16 protein-coding genes are annotated in these 14,712 nt (G+C 67.9%); 6 read left to right on the forward strand and 10 right to left on the reverse strand.

Translation table 11 applies throughout. The features are described 5' to 3' along the window. Window positions 1–57: 57 nt before the first annotated feature. Together FGL94_RS11780 and FGL94_RS11785 are read left to right on the forward strand one after the other, a co-directional pair. On the forward strand, window positions 58–384 hold the full coding sequence (locus FGL94_RS11780; protein WP_144926144.1) for a UPF0175 family protein: 327 nt from the start codon (window positions 58–60) through the stop codon (window positions 382–384). Beyond that, complete coding sequence (locus tag FGL94_RS11785) at window positions 381–887, forward strand: twitching motility protein PilT (RefSeq protein WP_144925294.1); 507 nt, start codon at window positions 381–383, stop codon at window positions 885–887. Before FGL94_RS11780 ends, FGL94_RS11785 begins: the two co-directional genes overlap by 4 nt. A 252-nt stretch (window positions 888–1,139) precedes the next feature. Here the strand turns inward: FGL94_RS11785 and FGL94_RS11790 are convergent, their stop codons facing one another. The 7 genes from FGL94_RS11790 to FGL94_RS11820 form a co-directional block, all read right to left on the reverse strand. Then, a complete protein-coding gene (locus FGL94_RS11790; protein ID WP_144925297.1) occupies window positions 1,140–1,772 on the reverse strand; it encodes an HhH-GPD family protein in 633 nt (210 codons plus the stop codon). Between the two features lie 63 nt (window positions 1,773–1,835). Beyond that, complete coding sequence (locus FGL94_RS11795; protein WP_144925300.1) at window positions 1,836–2,831, reverse strand: tyrosine-type recombinase/integrase; 996 nt, start codon at window positions 2,829–2,831, stop codon at window positions 1,836–1,838. Window positions 2,832–3,073: 242 nt separating this feature from the next. Further along, window positions 3,074–3,922, reverse strand: a complete 849-nt coding sequence (locus FGL94_RS11800; protein WP_144925303.1) for an SDR family oxidoreductase — start codon at window positions 3,920–3,922, stop codon at window positions 3,074–3,076. A gap of 177 nt (window positions 3,923–4,099) precedes the next feature. Beyond that, window positions 4,100–4,378 (reverse strand): DUF7123 family protein, encoded by a 279-nt coding sequence (locus tag FGL94_RS11805; RefSeq protein ID WP_144925306.1) that lies wholly within the window; start codon window positions 4,376–4,378, stop codon window positions 4,100–4,102. Further along, the gene (locus tag FGL94_RS11810; protein WP_144925309.1) at window positions 4,375–4,647 is read right to left on the reverse strand and encodes a hypothetical protein; all 273 of its coding nucleotides are present in this window, start codon (window positions 4,645–4,647) and stop codon (window positions 4,375–4,377) included. Before FGL94_RS11810 ends, FGL94_RS11805 begins: the two co-directional genes overlap by 4 nt. A 287-nt stretch (window positions 4,648–4,934) precedes the next feature. Next, entirely contained in the window at window positions 4,935–5,450 is a 516-nt protein-coding gene (locus tag FGL94_RS11815) for a macro domain-containing protein (RefSeq protein ID WP_144925312.1), read from the reverse strand. A 64-nt stretch (window positions 5,451–5,514) separates the two neighbouring features. Then, a complete protein-coding gene (locus FGL94_RS11820) occupies window positions 5,515–6,207 on the reverse strand; it encodes a hypothetical protein (RefSeq protein WP_144925315.1) in 693 nt (230 codons plus the stop codon). Window positions 6,208–6,414: 207 nt separating this feature from the next. Between FGL94_RS11820 and FGL94_RS11825 the strand changes: the two genes are divergently transcribed. From FGL94_RS11825 to FGL94_RS11835, 3 genes are all read left to right on the forward strand, one after another. Continuing rightward, window positions 6,415–7,542, forward strand: coding sequence for a tRNA (guanine(26)-N(2))-dimethyltransferase (locus tag FGL94_RS11825; protein ID WP_144925318.1), 1,128 nt, complete (start codon window positions 6,415–6,417; stop codon window positions 7,540–7,542). A gap of 81 nt (window positions 7,543–7,623) precedes the next feature. Then, window positions 7,624–8,907 (forward strand): YihY/virulence factor BrkB family protein, encoded by a 1,284-nt coding sequence (locus tag FGL94_RS11830; protein ID WP_144925321.1) that lies wholly within the window; start codon window positions 7,624–7,626, stop codon window positions 8,905–8,907. A gap of 15 nt (window positions 8,908–8,922) precedes the next feature. Next, a complete protein-coding gene (locus tag FGL94_RS11835; RefSeq protein ID WP_144925324.1) occupies window positions 8,923–9,930 on the forward strand; it encodes a phosphatase PAP2 family protein in 1,008 nt (335 codons plus the stop codon). A 403-nt stretch (window positions 9,931–10,333) separates the two neighbouring features. Here the strand turns inward: FGL94_RS11835 and FGL94_RS11840 are convergent, their stop codons facing one another. Further along, window positions 10,334–12,199, reverse strand: a complete 1,866-nt coding sequence (locus FGL94_RS11840; RefSeq protein ID WP_144925328.1) for an acetyl-CoA carboxylase biotin carboxylase subunit — start codon at window positions 12,197–12,199, stop codon at window positions 10,334–10,336. A gap of 140 nt (window positions 12,200–12,339) precedes the next feature. Here FGL94_RS11840 and FGL94_RS11845 point away from each other — a divergent pair, with 140 nt between their 5' ends. Beyond that, window positions 12,340–12,582 carry a hypothetical protein gene (locus FGL94_RS11845; RefSeq protein ID WP_144925331.1) on the forward strand — a complete coding sequence of 81 codons (243 nt, stop codon included), beginning with the start codon at window positions 12,340–12,342 and terminating at the stop codon, window positions 12,580–12,582. A 159-nt stretch (window positions 12,583–12,741) separates the two neighbouring features. Here the strand turns inward: FGL94_RS11845 and FGL94_RS11850 are convergent, their stop codons facing one another. Both FGL94_RS11850 and FGL94_RS11855 read right to left on the reverse strand, forming a co-directional pair. After that, window positions 12,742–13,080, reverse strand: coding sequence for a hypothetical protein (locus tag FGL94_RS11850; RefSeq protein WP_144925334.1), 339 nt, complete (start codon window positions 13,078–13,080; stop codon window positions 12,742–12,744). Continuing rightward, complete coding sequence (locus tag FGL94_RS11855) at window positions 13,080–14,624, reverse strand: acyl-CoA carboxylase subunit beta (RefSeq protein ID WP_144925337.1); 1,545 nt, start codon at window positions 14,622–14,624, stop codon at window positions 13,080–13,082. Before FGL94_RS11855 ends, FGL94_RS11850 begins: the two co-directional genes overlap by 1 nt. Window positions 14,625–14,712: the final 88 nt, after the last annotated feature.

A 14,712-nucleotide genomic window follows, 5' to 3' on the forward strand; every position in this document is an offset into this window, starting at 1 on the left:
CTTAGAGGTCCCGGCACAATTCATATAATGTATGAAGACTACGTGTTGGGTGAGGGCATGTCCCGAACCACTGCCACCATCCCAGACGATCTCACCGACCTCATGGAGGGGGCGGTTAAAGCGGGCATCTTCGAAAACAAGAGCGACGCCATCCGCCACGTCCTCCGAGAATACTTCGACGAGAATCAGAACGCCCGGTTCGCCGCCGCAGTATCACTGTATGAAGAGGGAAACATCACCCTTGGAACTGCTGCCCGCCTCGCTGGCGTCAACCGATTCGAGATGCGAGACATACTGCGGGAAGAGGGTGTTGAGCTGCGGTTCGGTCCTGAAGACATGGCGGCCGCGAGAGACGAGATCGACGCCGCTCGAAATCTTGAATGACAGGCCCACCCAGCGACGCAACGGTACTCAACACCACTGTCCTTTCGAACTTCGCGCAGGTCGATCACGTCGAACTGCTACTTGACCTTCCCCGACTCGTGACGGTCAATGCCGTCCAGCGCGAACTCGAAGACGGAGCTGAAACCCACCTGTACATCGAACACGCATTAGCCGTGCTTGACGACGGGATTCCGGTAATCTCCCCGTCTTCGTCAGCAGAGCAATTGGAAGAGGAACTACTGGAGAAACTCGACCCGGGGGAAGCACAGGCGTTGGCGGTCGCGGAGGCCGCTGACGGAACGGTTGTTACGGATGATGGCGATGCGCGTGTAACCGCCAACCAGCGTGGGGTCGGGTTGACCGGATCGATCGGGCTCTTGGTGCGATTCGTCGAAGACGACTACATTACGGCAGCGACAGCAGATGAGTACCTCAAACGCTGGATCGACGAAGCCGGGTTTCGTTCACCTGCCCGTGACTTCGACGCGTTCCTTGAGGAGTAACCCGGTTTAAACAGACCCTGACTGTAGTTGCGGATGCTAAGATTACAGTGCGGAATTCAATCCGGACGGTCTCTACTGATTCGGATATCCTGGGTCCCTAGCCACCCTGCGCTTCATTACTTGACACTGGCACCCTATTCAGGACGGCCTCAACGAACTGTCAGCGACAGGGAATTTCAACAGATCCGTGAGTCTTCCTCTAGCGGATAGAACCCGAGTGATGGGTGGGTTTGATCGTCGCTTCGGCGTGAGTTATTCTTCGGCGCTCGCACACGGTCCGCGGAGCGGACAGGAGGGACACGCGGGGGAGCCGACGGTACAGACTTCGGCCGCGAAGTCAAGCATCGCGTGTTGGAAGTCAGCGCTTCGGGTCGAAGGAGCCAGCGCGTCGGCGAGGACGGCGATCCGGTCCCGGTCCGGCGTCACGTCGAAGAACCGGGACAGCAGCCGTCGGACGTTCGTGTCGACGGCCGCGATTCCGAGCCCTGTGACGTGTATCAGGACCGACCGGGCCGTGTACTCGCCGACCCCGTGAAGACCCACCAGCTCCGGGTACTCCCGCGGCACGTCGCCCGAGGGCCGCGCGAGGATCTGCTGTGCGCACCGTCGAAGGTACGCGGCGCGTTTCACGAGCCCGAGCGGTGCGACGAGCGCCTCGATTTCCTCGGTCGAGGCGGCCGCGACCGTTTCCGGCGTGGGATACCGAGCCGCGAACGGCCGGTACGCGCCCGCAACTGCCTCGGCGGTCGTCCGTTGTAGCAGGATCTCCGCGAGCAGTATCTCGAACGGTGTCCGGTCGGGCTCTCGCCACGGGAGGTCGTGACGGCCGTGCCGCTCGTGCCAGGCAAGCAGCGGATCCACGAAGCCGTGCTGCGGGTCGAACACGCGGCAGTCTCGCCGCGGCTTCGGTGAAAAATGCGAGCGGCGGTGGTTACGACGGTCCTGTCGTCAGATGTCGTCCAGGTACCCGCGCCGCTGCTCCATTTTCACCTCCTCGGACCGCTTGTCGTAATGCTCGTCGAGGACCTTTCGGCTCACGTTCATCCGGTCGCTGACGACGTCGACGGGCACGTCGCTGGTGAGGAAGTGCGTGATACTCCCCCGACGGATGGCGTGCGGGCTGACCGCCTCCGGGCACTTCGACTCGCCGCCTTCGCAGTCCGGACAACTGACATCCCGGTAGCACGGCGCGGTCACGCGGTACGTGAGCCGTCGGATCGTGTTGCCGTGCATCCTGCCGTGCGCCGTGGTGAACAGCGGTTCCCGCCCGTGCTCGTCGGTCACGTCCCTCCGATGGGTCCGGATGTACTCCGCGAGCACTTCGGCGACGTCGGGCGTGAGCGCGACGGGGCGCTGACCGCTCTTCCCGTTCTTCAGCGTCGTCCCCTCGTCGGGCCGGTGGATCAGTTGAACGTAGTTCTCGTCGAGGAAGACGTCGTCCACGTCGAGCGAGTGCGCGGACCCGACGCGAATCCCCGTCTGCCAGAGCAGCGCCATCACCGCGTGCTCCTTCGACGCGTACTCGTACTTCGACAGGTACTCCAGGATCTCCTGAGCGTCGTCTGCGTCGAGCGTCTCGTCGCGCTGCCGCTCTTCCGGGCGGACCCGCGGGACCATCACCTTGTCGTACAGGTTCTGCGGCACCGCTTCGATCGACCCGGCCCACTTCAGGAGCACGCGGAGCGTGGACATCTGCATCCGGAGCGAGAGCTTGTTCAGGTCGCCGTCTTCCTTCCGCCAGAGCCGGTACCGCTGTAGGTCCCGGCCCGTGAGTTCGTTGAGATTGTCGATCTCCTCCTCGCCGCACCACCGAACGAACGGGTTCAACCGGTATCGGTGGTTTTGAACGGTCGAATCGGTACAGTCGGTCGCCTTGTGATCCAGGAACAGCTCCTGCGCGGTCCCGGGTTCGATCGGTTCGAGATCGTCTTTGTCCGTGGTCATAGTTGTCACGGACCCCCGTCAGGAGACGCCTCGACGCCGAAACCGGGAGGGAAGGAACCCCGCGCGGTCCGCGGATTATCCGCCCCAACCCATCCGGTCGCCTCATGATTGTGAAGGAACCCAACCACGCGCAGCCGTAGGTTTCACCCTGCTTCTACTTATCGGTAGTCGTCGCATCCGCTCCAGCAGCCGGCAGATCGGCGCAAGAGGTGGTTCGGTGGCACCGAGTGGGAACGCAGTCCTCACGCCTCGCGTTCGAACGAAGGATCGAACAGCCGCGCCGACATCGGCGCCGGGTCGCCGTCGGTGAGGTTGTACGCCGAGAAGTCGGTGACGCCGGCCTCACGGAGCAGGTCCTCGTCGTAGAAGCTGTTGCCCGTACACTCGGACGGATCGCGCGCCAAGATCTGGAGCACCGCGTCGGAGACGATCTCCGGGGTGCGCCAGTCGTCCTCGGACCCGAGCCCGAAGTAGCGGGTCGCGCGGGTATCGATAGTCGTCACCGGCCAGAACGTGTTACAGCCGACGCCGTCGCCGGCCAGTTCCTCGGCGAGCGACAGCGTGATGAACGACATCCCGAGCTTCGACCACGCGTACGGCGCCTTCCCCGGCGAGCGGTCGGTCACGACCGGCGGCGAGTTCGACAGCAGCCACGCCTCGTCGAGCCCCGCGAGGTGGTCGGCGAACGCGTGGGCGACGAGGTGGATCCCGCGGACGTTCACGTCGGTCAGGAGGTCGAATCGGTCGGCCGGAAGGTCGGCGATATCGGCGAGCTGGATGGCGCTCGCGTTGTTGATGACGACGTCCACCTCGCCGAAGCGATCGATCGCCTCCTCAACGACCGCCTCGACGCGGGTCTCATCGCGGAGGTCGAGTTCGAGCGCGAGCGCCTCGGGCCCGCGGTCGCGCACCTCGCGGGCCGTCTGCTCGATCGAGCCGTCGAGGTCGGAGTCGTCGTCGGTCGTTTTGCCCGTCGAGACGACGTTACAGCCGCGGTCGGCGAGAGCGAGCGCGAGCCGTTTGCCGATGCCGCGAGTCGTTCCGGTGATGAACGCCGTCGAGCCCGAGAGGTCGGGATCCGCGAGTGCCATACCCCGCGTTCGGCCGACCGAGGGATAATGCTCGGTGTTCGCGGAGTTCGACGGAGACGTTTCTCGGCGGTTCTGAAAGAGCGAGAACGGTCCGTCCGTGGACGCTGCCCACGTCGGCGCGCCACGTCGGGTCGATGGTCCGTCGAGTCGCTGTTCGCGGACGGTCCGTCGCGGGATCTACGTCGTCGAGACGCGCCACGTCGTCGCGCCGGTGTACGACCACTTCTCGATCTCGAGGTCCTGTACGGAGTCCTGCAACTGCACGATCAGCGCGCCGATCTCCTTCGGCGAGAGCCCCACGTCGTCGGCGATGAACTTCGCCTTGAAGTACGTCTCGCCGTCGGCCGCTTCCTCGCGCAGGAACGCGGCGAGGCGGTCCGCCTTCGAGGCGGTCGTTTCGGTGGCTTGGTCAGCGGACTGCTCGGTCGTCTGCGCGGGAGATTGGGTGGTACTCATGCGTGGGAAGGAGTGTTGTCGGGGGAGGCGTTGTGTTCGTGGCCGATCACGACGCAGACCATGTGGACGGCGATGAGCCCGAGCGCGCTCCACGTCTCGAAGCCCATCGCGCCGTACGCCGCGGGGACGTACGCGAGGGGAAGGACGACCGCCGCCCAGAACGCCGCGGCGCGGACGCCCGCGATCGCTTTGTTCCGGCAGGCGGTCGATAGGCTGGACCCGATCCGAATCGGGGACCGGGTCGATGAGGGGGACGTTTGGCTTGACATGGGGAACACCGTCTTCGCTCGACGCATGGAGCGCCGGTAGCATATAAGGGCCAGAGCGTTGTCCCGTCTTCAGCCGGATTAACGATCGGCGCGGTGATTTTCGGACCGTTCACCGTTTTCACGCATCGTTTAAAACTCTCTCAGACATTCTTATAATGTTTATAGTACTTTCTAAAGTCGTTATCATCGACCTCGAAGAGAAGCAGCCAAAACGCGCATGATCGCCGCCGCCCGCGGTTACGGATCCGATTCATCGCGGGCGACCCGTCGCACGCGATCAGAGTCGGTCACTCGTTCGTCGCGCGGACGCGGTCCGCGATCGCCGCGGCGGTCCGATACTCTGCGTCCGAGTACGCGATGACCCGCACGTCCGAGAGCGTCGCGGGATCGTACGCGTCGATCGTCTCGCAGACGCACCGGGCGCCCGCCTCGAAGTCGAGGCCGGCGGCGCCGGTACCGAGGACCGGCACGACGACCGATTCGCAGCCGAGGTCGTCGGCCTTCGCCAACGCGTTTCGAGTCGCCTCGCGGACGGACTCGACCGTCGCGCGGCCGTCCCCGTAGTGCGGCATCGCGGCGGCGTGGATCACGTAGTCGGCGTCGAAGTCGTACGCGTCGGTGACCGCGACGGCGCCGAGGTCGATCGGCCCCTTCGAGACGGCCTCGTCGTTTATCGGCCCGCCGGCGTTTCGGCGGAGCGCGCCGGCGACGCCGCTTCCCATCTGCAGGCTGGTTCCGGCGGCGTTCACGAGCGCGTCCGCGCGCTGTGCGGCGATGTCCCCCTGAACGACGTCGAACTCCATGGCTCGATATCGGGCGGCCGGAAAAATAACGTTCACTCCGCGCTGCGCTTGTCCGCGAAGGGTCCTACGAGCCGTCGGACTTCTTCTCGTCGACGGTTTTCTCGACGGTTTCTTCCACCGTCTCTTCGACCTTTTTGTCGACGGTTTCCTCGACCGTCTCCTCGACCGTTTCGCCGACCGTCTCTTCGACAGTCTCCTCGACCGTCTCCTCCACCTTCTCGCCGACCGTCTCCTCTACCTTCTCGCCCACGGTCTCCTCGACGGTCTTCTCGACCGTCTCCTCTACCTTCTCGCCCACGGTCTCCTCGACTTTCTCACCGACGGTCTCTTCGACGGTCTCACCGACCGTCTTCTCGACTTCCTTGCTGACGGTCTCGCCCACGCTCTTCTCGACTTCCTTGCTGACGGTTTCACCCACGCTCTTCTCCACCTCTTTGCTGACCGTGTCGCCGACCGTCTTCTCGACTTCCTTGTTGACGGTTTCGCCCACGCTCTTCTCAACCTCTTTGTTGACGGTTTCGCCCACGCTCTTCTCGACCTCCTTGCCGACCTGATCGGCGACCTCGCGGGTCATCCAGTCGGGGTCGAACCGGGCCATCTTCCAGACGACGTGGACGACGTAGGAGGCGAACACACCGATCCCGAACGCCACCCCGATGTCGTTCACGTTGAGCGTCGCGATGAGCACGATCGCCAACGCGATCAGCGCGCCGTAGGCGATGTCGGTGATCGCGTCGACGCGGGCGGGGCTCACCATGTCCCATCCGCCTCCGAGACCGCGACGCGTCCGCGGGTCGCTCCGCCGCCGATGTCCGCTCGTCGGCTCGACGTAGTAATCATTCGTGTACGTCCCTTTCCGCGCTGACGGGCTAAAACTCCCGCTTCGCGACGGCGCCGGTCGCACTACCGAGCCGCGCGGCGCGCGGAGCGGGGTCCTTTTGTGGCGGATGGCCGAACGCGGGGTATGGACATCGAGGAGGGCGGTCTCACCGTCGCCGTTCCGGAGGCCCGAGACGGGGCCAGCGAGGGCACCGGCGGCGGGGTCTTCTTCAACCCCACGCAGGAGCTGAACCGCGACGTGACCGTCGCGGTGCTGCGCGCGTACCGCGACCGCGAGCCGCGCGCGGCGTCGTACCTCGACGCGATGGCGGCCTCGGGAGTCCGGGGCGTCCGCGCCGCCGCCGAGGGGTACGACGTCACCTGCGCCGACGTGGACCCCGACGCGGTCGACCTCGCGGGCGAGAACCTCGCCGCCAATGACCTCGACGGCGAGACCGTTCACCGCGACGTCAACGCCCTGCTGTACGAGAACGTCTTCGACGTCGTCGATCTGGACCCGTACGGGACGCCGATCCCCTTCGCGGACGCCGCGCTGGCGAACGCGCGCAACCTCGTCTGCGTCACCGCGACCGACACCGCGCCCCTCTGTGGCGCCCACCTCAACAGCGGGATCCGCAAGTACGGCGCGGTCCCGCGCAACACCGACTACCATCCCGAGATGGGGCTCCGGACGCTGATCTCCGCGCTGGTCCGGACCGCCGCGCGCTACGACAAGGCGGCCCGCCCGATCGTCTCGCACGTCTCGCGCCACTACGCGCGGACCTACCTCGAACTGGAGTCGGGCGCGCAGGCGGCCGACGACTGCATCGACGAACTCGGATACGTCGATCACTGCGAGGACTGCCTCTGGCGCGAACCGACCCGCGGGCTGATCGCGGACCCCGTCGACGCCTGCCCCGTCTGCGGGAGCGACCGCGTGCTCACCGCCGGGCCGATCTGGCTCGGTCCCGTCGCGGACGCCGACTTCGCCCGCGCGGTCCGCGAGCGCGTCACCGACGACATGGGCGAGGCGAAGCGCGCCCGGAAGCTGCTCGGAACCGTCGCGCGCGAACTCGACACCCCCACGCACTACGACCAGCACCGCCTGTACAAGGAGTGGGGCGAGCCCGCCATCGGGATGGACGAGTTCGTCGATCGCCTGCGGGGCGCCGGCCACGAGGCGAGCCGCGCGCACTACCGCGGCACGGCGGTCAAGAGCACGGCGTCGATCCCCGAGATGCGGGCAGCGATCCTCGGCGACGACGCGGCCTGACGCCTCGGTTCTCCCCCCGTTGCTGTCCCCCATTCACCCGTACCCGTCCCGTTTTTGTCTCCGTCGCCCGAACCCGCCATCGTGTCTCGCCACTCGATCGCCGCCTTCGGTACGGCCCGGCGCGTCGTCGACGTCGCGCTCGACCGGCAGGTGACGTTCCTCGCCGCCGCGATCGCCTACTACGCGTTCGTCTCGTTGATTCCCGCGCTCCTGCTGCTCATCGTCGTCGCGACCGCCGCCTTCGGCGAGGCGATCGCCGTCGAACTGGTTGCGGGGGCCGGGGACTTCCTCACGCCCACCGGCGAGGAGGCCGTGGCCGACGCGATCTCCTCTGCCGGCGGCCGGACGGGCGCGAGCGTGCTCGGCGTCGGGGTGTTGCTCTGGTCGACGCTGAAGGTGTTCCGCGCGCTCGACACGGCGTTCGCCGAGCTGTACGGCGTCAAGGAGCCCCCGGGCTTCGTCAAACAGCTCACCGACGCCGGCGCGGTCGTTCTCGCCGTCGGCGTCGGGATCGGCGTGATGGTCGCCGTCGGCGCGTTCGTCGCGGCCGCCGACGCGGTCCCGCTCGTGGAACTCGCGAGCGTCCTCGCGTTACCCGCCTTCCTCGCCGTCGTCTTCCTCCCGATGTACTACCTCCTCCCCGAACCCGCGATCGGGGTCCGAGAGGCGTTTCCCGGGGCAGTCTTCGCCGCCGTGGGCTGGACGCTGCTCCAGGCCGGCTTTCAGGTGTACGCCGCGGGCGCCGGGCAGTACCAGGTGTACGGCGTGATCGGCGGAATACTACTACTCGTCACGTGGCTGTACCTCGCCGCCGTCGTCGTCGTGGTCGGCGGCGTCGTCAACGTCGTTCTGTCGGGACGGGAGAACGCGATCACCGTCCCCGACGACGACGCGGACCGGCAGTTACAACACGGCCCCGGCCGACCCACGGGTATGAACGGTGAGTCGGACGGCGCGGGCGACGCCGGCGACGAGGAACGCCCGGCGGGGGCGCCGGACGTGGCGGCGCTACAGGAGGAGGTGAGCCGGCTGCGGGCGGAGTTCGACGCGTTCGAAGGCGACGTCGAGCGACGCACCGTCGACAAGCCGGCCGTCGAGTCGGAGCTGAAGCGGTACGTCCGCTCTCGGATGCGTCGCGGTCACGCGCGCGGCTGGGGTCCGTACCTCGTGCTCCTGTACGGCACGGTGCTGATACTCGGCGCGTTCTCGTTCCTCGACGGGCTCTACGCCATCGCCGCGATGCTCATCCTCGGGCTGTCGACGCTGGGGCTGTACACGCTCTTCATCATCGTCGGTATCGGCCTCAACCTGCTCGAAACCCCCGGCAAAGCGCTCGATTACGCCCGCGATCGGGGCGACGACTAACCGAGTGATCGACGCGTGACCGGACTCGTCGCCGCGGAGCGCGGGATCGGCGAGATCGCTCTCGTCGACGCGGTCCCGGAGTTCGTCGTCGTCGTCTTCGCGGCCGTCACCCACCTCGCGGACCCGTGGTTCCTGTTCGGGCTGTTGGCGGTCGGTTACTGGTTCGCGAGCGACCGCTTCGCGGCCGCGCCGCGCCGCGCCGGCGCGACGGCGATCGCGGCCGTCACCTGCGCGTACGCCGCCACGGCGCTCGGAAAGGCGTGGTTCGCGGTCCCCCGCCCGCCCGGGGCGGTCGGCCCCGCGGACGTGCCGACGTGGCTCCCCGGCCTGCTGTCGGCGTGGTACGAGGCGCAGGTGCTCTCCGACGGCTTCGGCTTCCCGAGCGGTCACGCCACCGGCGGCGCGGCGGCGTACCTCGCATTGGCGCTCGTGTACGACCGGGCGTGGACCGCGCGGAAGCGCCTCCTCGCCGCCGTCGCCGTCGCCGTCGCCGTCGCGGCCTCGCGGGTCGTCATCGAGGTCCACTACCTCGTCGACGTGCTCGCGGGGCTGGCCGTCGGGGGCGGCGTCGTACTCGGCGCGCTGTGGCTCGCGGGCGACCCGCGGATCCGGTGGGGTAGGGGCGGTTCGACGGACGGGGAGGCCGGGTCCGAGCCGCGCACCGCCACCGCCGCGCTCGATCCCACGCTACCGTTCCTGCTGGCGGCGATCGTCTCGGCCGGCGCGCTGGCCGTCGCCGTCGCGGGCGGGCACACCGGCGAGGTCGTCGAGGCGGGGATCGGGATCGCCACCGGCGCGGGCGGCGCGATCGGCTGGCGGTTCGTCGACGGCGACGAACCCGCAGTTCCGGTACGGATCGCGGTCCCCGCGCTCGCCGTCACCGGCGGGCTCTGGGTGGGCGCGTACGCGCTCGCGGGGACGATCGCGGTGACGCTGGCCGCGACGATCGCCGCCGTGGTCGCCGTCGTCGCGCTACCCGCGCTGCCGGGGCGGATCGAGCGGCTGTCGAGCGCCCGGAACTAAGCGGATTTGCTGGCGCGTCGCGGTCCCGCCTCTGTCGGTGACGGGAGTGGGTATTGCAGATCACCGGTCGCGGTTCAGTATTTAAATAGGCGTGAGCGACGGCGACGATCGCTTATCAAGAACGAGTGCGGTGGCGCGCGCCACCGAGTGGCCGCCACCGGCGGCCACGAGGAGCGCACCGAGCGTACTGCGGCCTCACGCCTGGGGCTTTGGAGACCCTCACCGCAAAGCCGTCGATCGCTTATAAACAACCGACAGCAACACCACAATCAGACTTATAAACGACCTCCCAAACGACGTGCTATACCCACTCCCGCTATCCGTCAACGAGACGTTTTAAAACGCTCCGTGTATCGTCCGGATCTGCCGTCTAGAGAACGCGGCACCGAGGAATGGCGTCGCGCTACTCCAGAACGATCAGCACGTCACCCATGTCGACGCTGTCGCCCTCGCCGACGTGGACGCTCGCGACGGCGCCGCCGCGCTCGGCGACCACGTCGTTCTCCATCTTCATCGCTTCGAGGACGCAGACCACGTCGCCGGCCGCGACCTCGTCGCCTTCGTCGACGTCGACCGAGAGGATCGTCCCCTGCATCTCCGCCTCGATCGCCTCGCCGCCCTCGCCGACGTCGACCGCGTCGTCGCCGCCGTCGTCGGACTTCGCCTGTGGGGGCCGCTGCTGGCCGCCGCTGCCGCCGGCGCCGCCCTCCGGCACCTGGATCGCGGGCGCGCCGCGCTCCTCCAGTTCGACCTCGAAGCGCTTGCCGTTCACCTCGACGGTGAACTCGCGTTCGGACACCTCATCGTCGCCGTCGCTCGCCGACGCCGACTCGGTGCCCCACTTCTCCTGCGCCTCCGCGACCAGCGCCTCGTCGAGCTCCTCGTCGAGGTACTTCGTGGTGTGAGTGCCGTCGACGAACCGGTCGTCGTCGAGCATGAGCCGGTGGAACGGGACGACGGTGACGACGCCCTCGAGGTCGTACTCCGCGAGCGCGCGCTTCGACCGCGCGAGACACTCCTCGCGGTCCGCGCCCCACACGATCAGCTTCGCGATCATCGAGTCGTAGTCGGTCACCAGCTCGTCGCCCTGCCGGAGCGCGTCGTCGACGCGGACGCCGATCCCGCCCGGCGGGTCGTACGTGTCGAGCCGGCCCTCGTTGGCGGGCTGGAAGTCGTTCGCGGCGTTCTCGGCGTTGATCCGGAACTCGATCGCGTGGCCGTCCAGCTCCACGTCGTCCTGCGAGACGGAGAGCCCCTCGCCGCTGGCGACCCGGAGCTGCTCTTTGACGATGTCGATCCCCGTCAGCTCCTCCGTGACGGTGTGTTCGACCTGAATCCGCGTGTTGACTTCGAGGAAGTAGAAGGGCGTGTCCGGCCCGAGCGGCTCCGACGGGTCGCGGTCCACGTCCTCCTCGACGAGGAACTCGACGGTGCCGGCGTTGGTGTAGTCGGCGGCGGCGACGCCGCGGCGGGCGGCCTCGCCGATCTTCTCGCGCAGCTCGTCGGAAAGCGCGGGGGACGGCCCCTCCTCGATCACCTTCTGGTGGCGGCGCTGGAGCGAGCAGTCGCGCTCGCCGAGGTGGACGACCTCGGTCTCCCCGTCCTCCCCGTCACCCGCGTCCGCGACGATCTGTACCTCGACGTGGCGGGGCGTCTGCAGGTAGCGCTCGAGGTAGACGGAGTCGTTCGAGAAGTACGCCTCGCCCTCGCGTTTGGCGGATGCGAGCGCCTCTTCGGCCTCGTCGGCGCTCTCGACGACCTTCATCCCGCGGCCGCCGCCGCCGCCCTCGGCCTTGATCGCGACGGGGTAGCCGTGCTCGTCGCCGAACTCGGTCACCGCCTCGACCTCGGTGACGGGCTCCGTCGTTCCGGGGACGATGGGCACGTCGGCGTCGTCCATCACGCGGCGCGCGTGGGTCTTCTCCCCGAGTCGCTCCATCGCGTCGCTGGCGGGGCCGACCCACGTGACCCCGTCGGCGGCCTCGACGCGGGCCGCGAAGTCGGCGTTCTCCGCGAGGAAGCCGTAGCCGGGATGGATCGCGTCGGCGTCGGCCGCCCTCGCGGCCTCGACGACCGCCTCGCCGTCGAGGTACGAGTCGGCGGCGCGGGCCGGCCCCACGTTGTACGCCTCGTCGGCGTACCGGACGTGGCCCGCGTGTTTGTCCGCGTCGCTGTAGACGGCGACGGTGTCGACACCCAGCTCCGCACAGGCGCGCATCACCCGAACCGCGATCTCTCCGCGGTTCGCGACCAGAACCTTGTCGAACATTCCTGCACGTTGCTTCCACCATAACCCACCTCATTCTATCGGTCCGCAACGACTGTCGATCACGACGATCGTCGTACTCCGCCGGCGCTCGCCGCGACTCCCCGGGACGGTTAAGAGCCTGCCGACCGCCATATCCGGACATGCTCTCGGCCGGAAACCCCTACGTGTTGCCGTCGGTGCTGGTCGCGGCTGGCGCGTACCTCGCCGCGACGCTGTTGACCGACGCCTCGCTGCTCGTTCGGATCGGCATCCTCGCTCTCCTCGCGGGGGTCGTCCCGATCGTTCTCAACCGACTCCTCGGCGGCGGATCGGCGGACGGGTGGAGCGGCGAACCGATCGAAGACCCGGGAGACGGCGACGTCGACGAGTCGCGCGAGGCGTGACCCGTCGGCTATAGGCCCGGCTACAGATATTGGCCATAGATATATACTCGATCGGGCGTATTCTCCGACGCGCCCTACGAGGGGGTGCATGGCGGCCGAACCGCTGAGAATCACCCGGACGTACGGGGTTCGCCGCCGGGGGAATGCGCGCGATCCGACTCAGTACCGGTCGGCGCGACCGGCCGCGGTCCACGGATCGGTCGGCGCGTCGACGGGCACGCGGACGGACCGATTCTGCAGCCGATCGACTCGACCGGCGAACGACCAGCGCTCGCCCTCCCATCCCGACCCGTCGTCCGCCGCGGCCGCCGCGGCCGCCGCGGCGCGCTCGCCGTCTCGGAGGTGGGCCGCGACCGCGGCGGCGATGGCCGCGGCCTCCGCGTCGCCGGCGTCGTCCGGGATCGACAGGCGGTCGAGGTCGACGGCGGCGTCGCCGTCGGCGGGCGGGGCGTCGCCGTCGACCGCCGAGCCGTCCGAGTCGGGTGCGTCGGCCGCCATCAGATCGGGATGTTGCCGTGTTTCTTCTCGGGCGCCTCCGAGCGCTTCCCCTTCAGCATCGTCAGGTCGTCGATCAGCCGCGCGCGGGTCTCCGCGGGCTCGATCACGTCGTCGACGAAGCCGCGGTCGGCGGCGGTGTACGGGTTCGCGAACTCCTCGCGGTACTCGTCGATGAGCTCCTGTCGGCGCGCGTCGGGGTCGTCCGCCTCGGCCAGCTCCTCGCGGTAGAGGACGTTGACCGCCCCCTTCGGGCCCATCACCGCGATCTCGGCGGTCGGCCACGCGTAGTTCACGTCGCCGCCGATGTGTTTCGACGACATCACGCAGTAGGCCCCGCCGTACGCCTTCCGGGTGATAACCGTCAGCAGCGGAACCGTCGCCTCCGAGAAGGCGTACAGCAGCTTCGCGCCGTGGCGGATGATCCCGTTGTGCTCCTGATCGGTGCCGGGCATGAACCCGGGCACGTCCTCGAAGGTGAGGATGGGGATGTTGAAGGCGTCACAGAAGCGGACGAACCGCGCGCCCTTCTGGCTCGACTCGATGTCGAGCGTGCCGGCGTTCACCCGGGGGTTGTTGGCGACGATCCCGATCGAGTGGCCGTCGAGCCGGCCGAAGCCGACGACGACGTTCTTCGCGAAGTTCTCCTGCACCTCGAAGAAGGAGCCCTCGTCGACGACGCTGCCGATGACCTCCTTCATGTCGTACGGCTTCCGGGGCGCGTTCGGAACGATGTCGGCCAGCTCCTCGTCGGCGCGCTCGGGGTCGTCCCACGGCTCGACGCGGGGCGGGTCCTCGACGTTGTTAGCCGGGAGGTACGAGAGCAGCCGCGCGATGTCGTCCAACGCCTCCTCCTCGCTCTCCTCGGCGAAGTGCGCGACGCCGGAGGTGGAGGTGTGGGTGACCGCGCCGCCGAGCTCCTCGAAGCTCACCTCCTCGCCCGTGACGGTCTCGATGACGTCCGGGCCGGTGATGAACATGTGCGAGGTGTCCTTGACCATGAACGTGAAGTCCGTGATGGCGGGAGAGTAGACTGCGCCCCCCGCACACGGGCCCATGATCGCCGAGATCTGTGGGATCACGCCGGACGCCTCCGTGTTGCGCCGGAAGATCTCCGCGAAGCCGCCGAGCGCCCCGACGCCCTCCTGAATGCGGGCACCGGCGGAGTCGTTGAGCCCGACCACGGGTGCGCCCACGTCCATCGCCTTATCCATCACCTTGCAGATCTTCTCGGCGAACACCTCGCCGAGCGAGCCGCCGAAGACGGTGAAGTCGTGCGCGAAGACGAACGTCTTCCGACCGTTCACCTCGCCGTACCCCGTGACGACGCCGTCGCCCGGGATCTGTTGTTCCTCCATGCCGAACTTGTGGTTCCGGTGGGTGCGGAACCGGTCGAACTCGTGGAACGTCCCGTCGTCGAGGAAGTAGTCGATACGCTCGCGCGCGGTCATCTTTCCCCTCTCGTGTTGGGACTCGATCCGGTCCTCGCCGCCGCCGAGCGCCGCCCGCTCGCGACGCTCGCGGAGATCCTCGATACGGTCGTCCATCGTCACGCCGGACCACCCTGAGTCATTACCTCGTGGGTTGACGAGCGGCGTCAAAAGGGTTCCCCTATGCGACGTTCTCGACTTCGAC

It is taken from the genome of Halorubrum salsamenti, assembly GCF_007671685.1.
Taxonomy (GTDB): domain Archaea; phylum Halobacteriota; class Halobacteria; order Halobacteriales; family Haloferacaceae; genus Halorubrum; species Halorubrum salsamenti.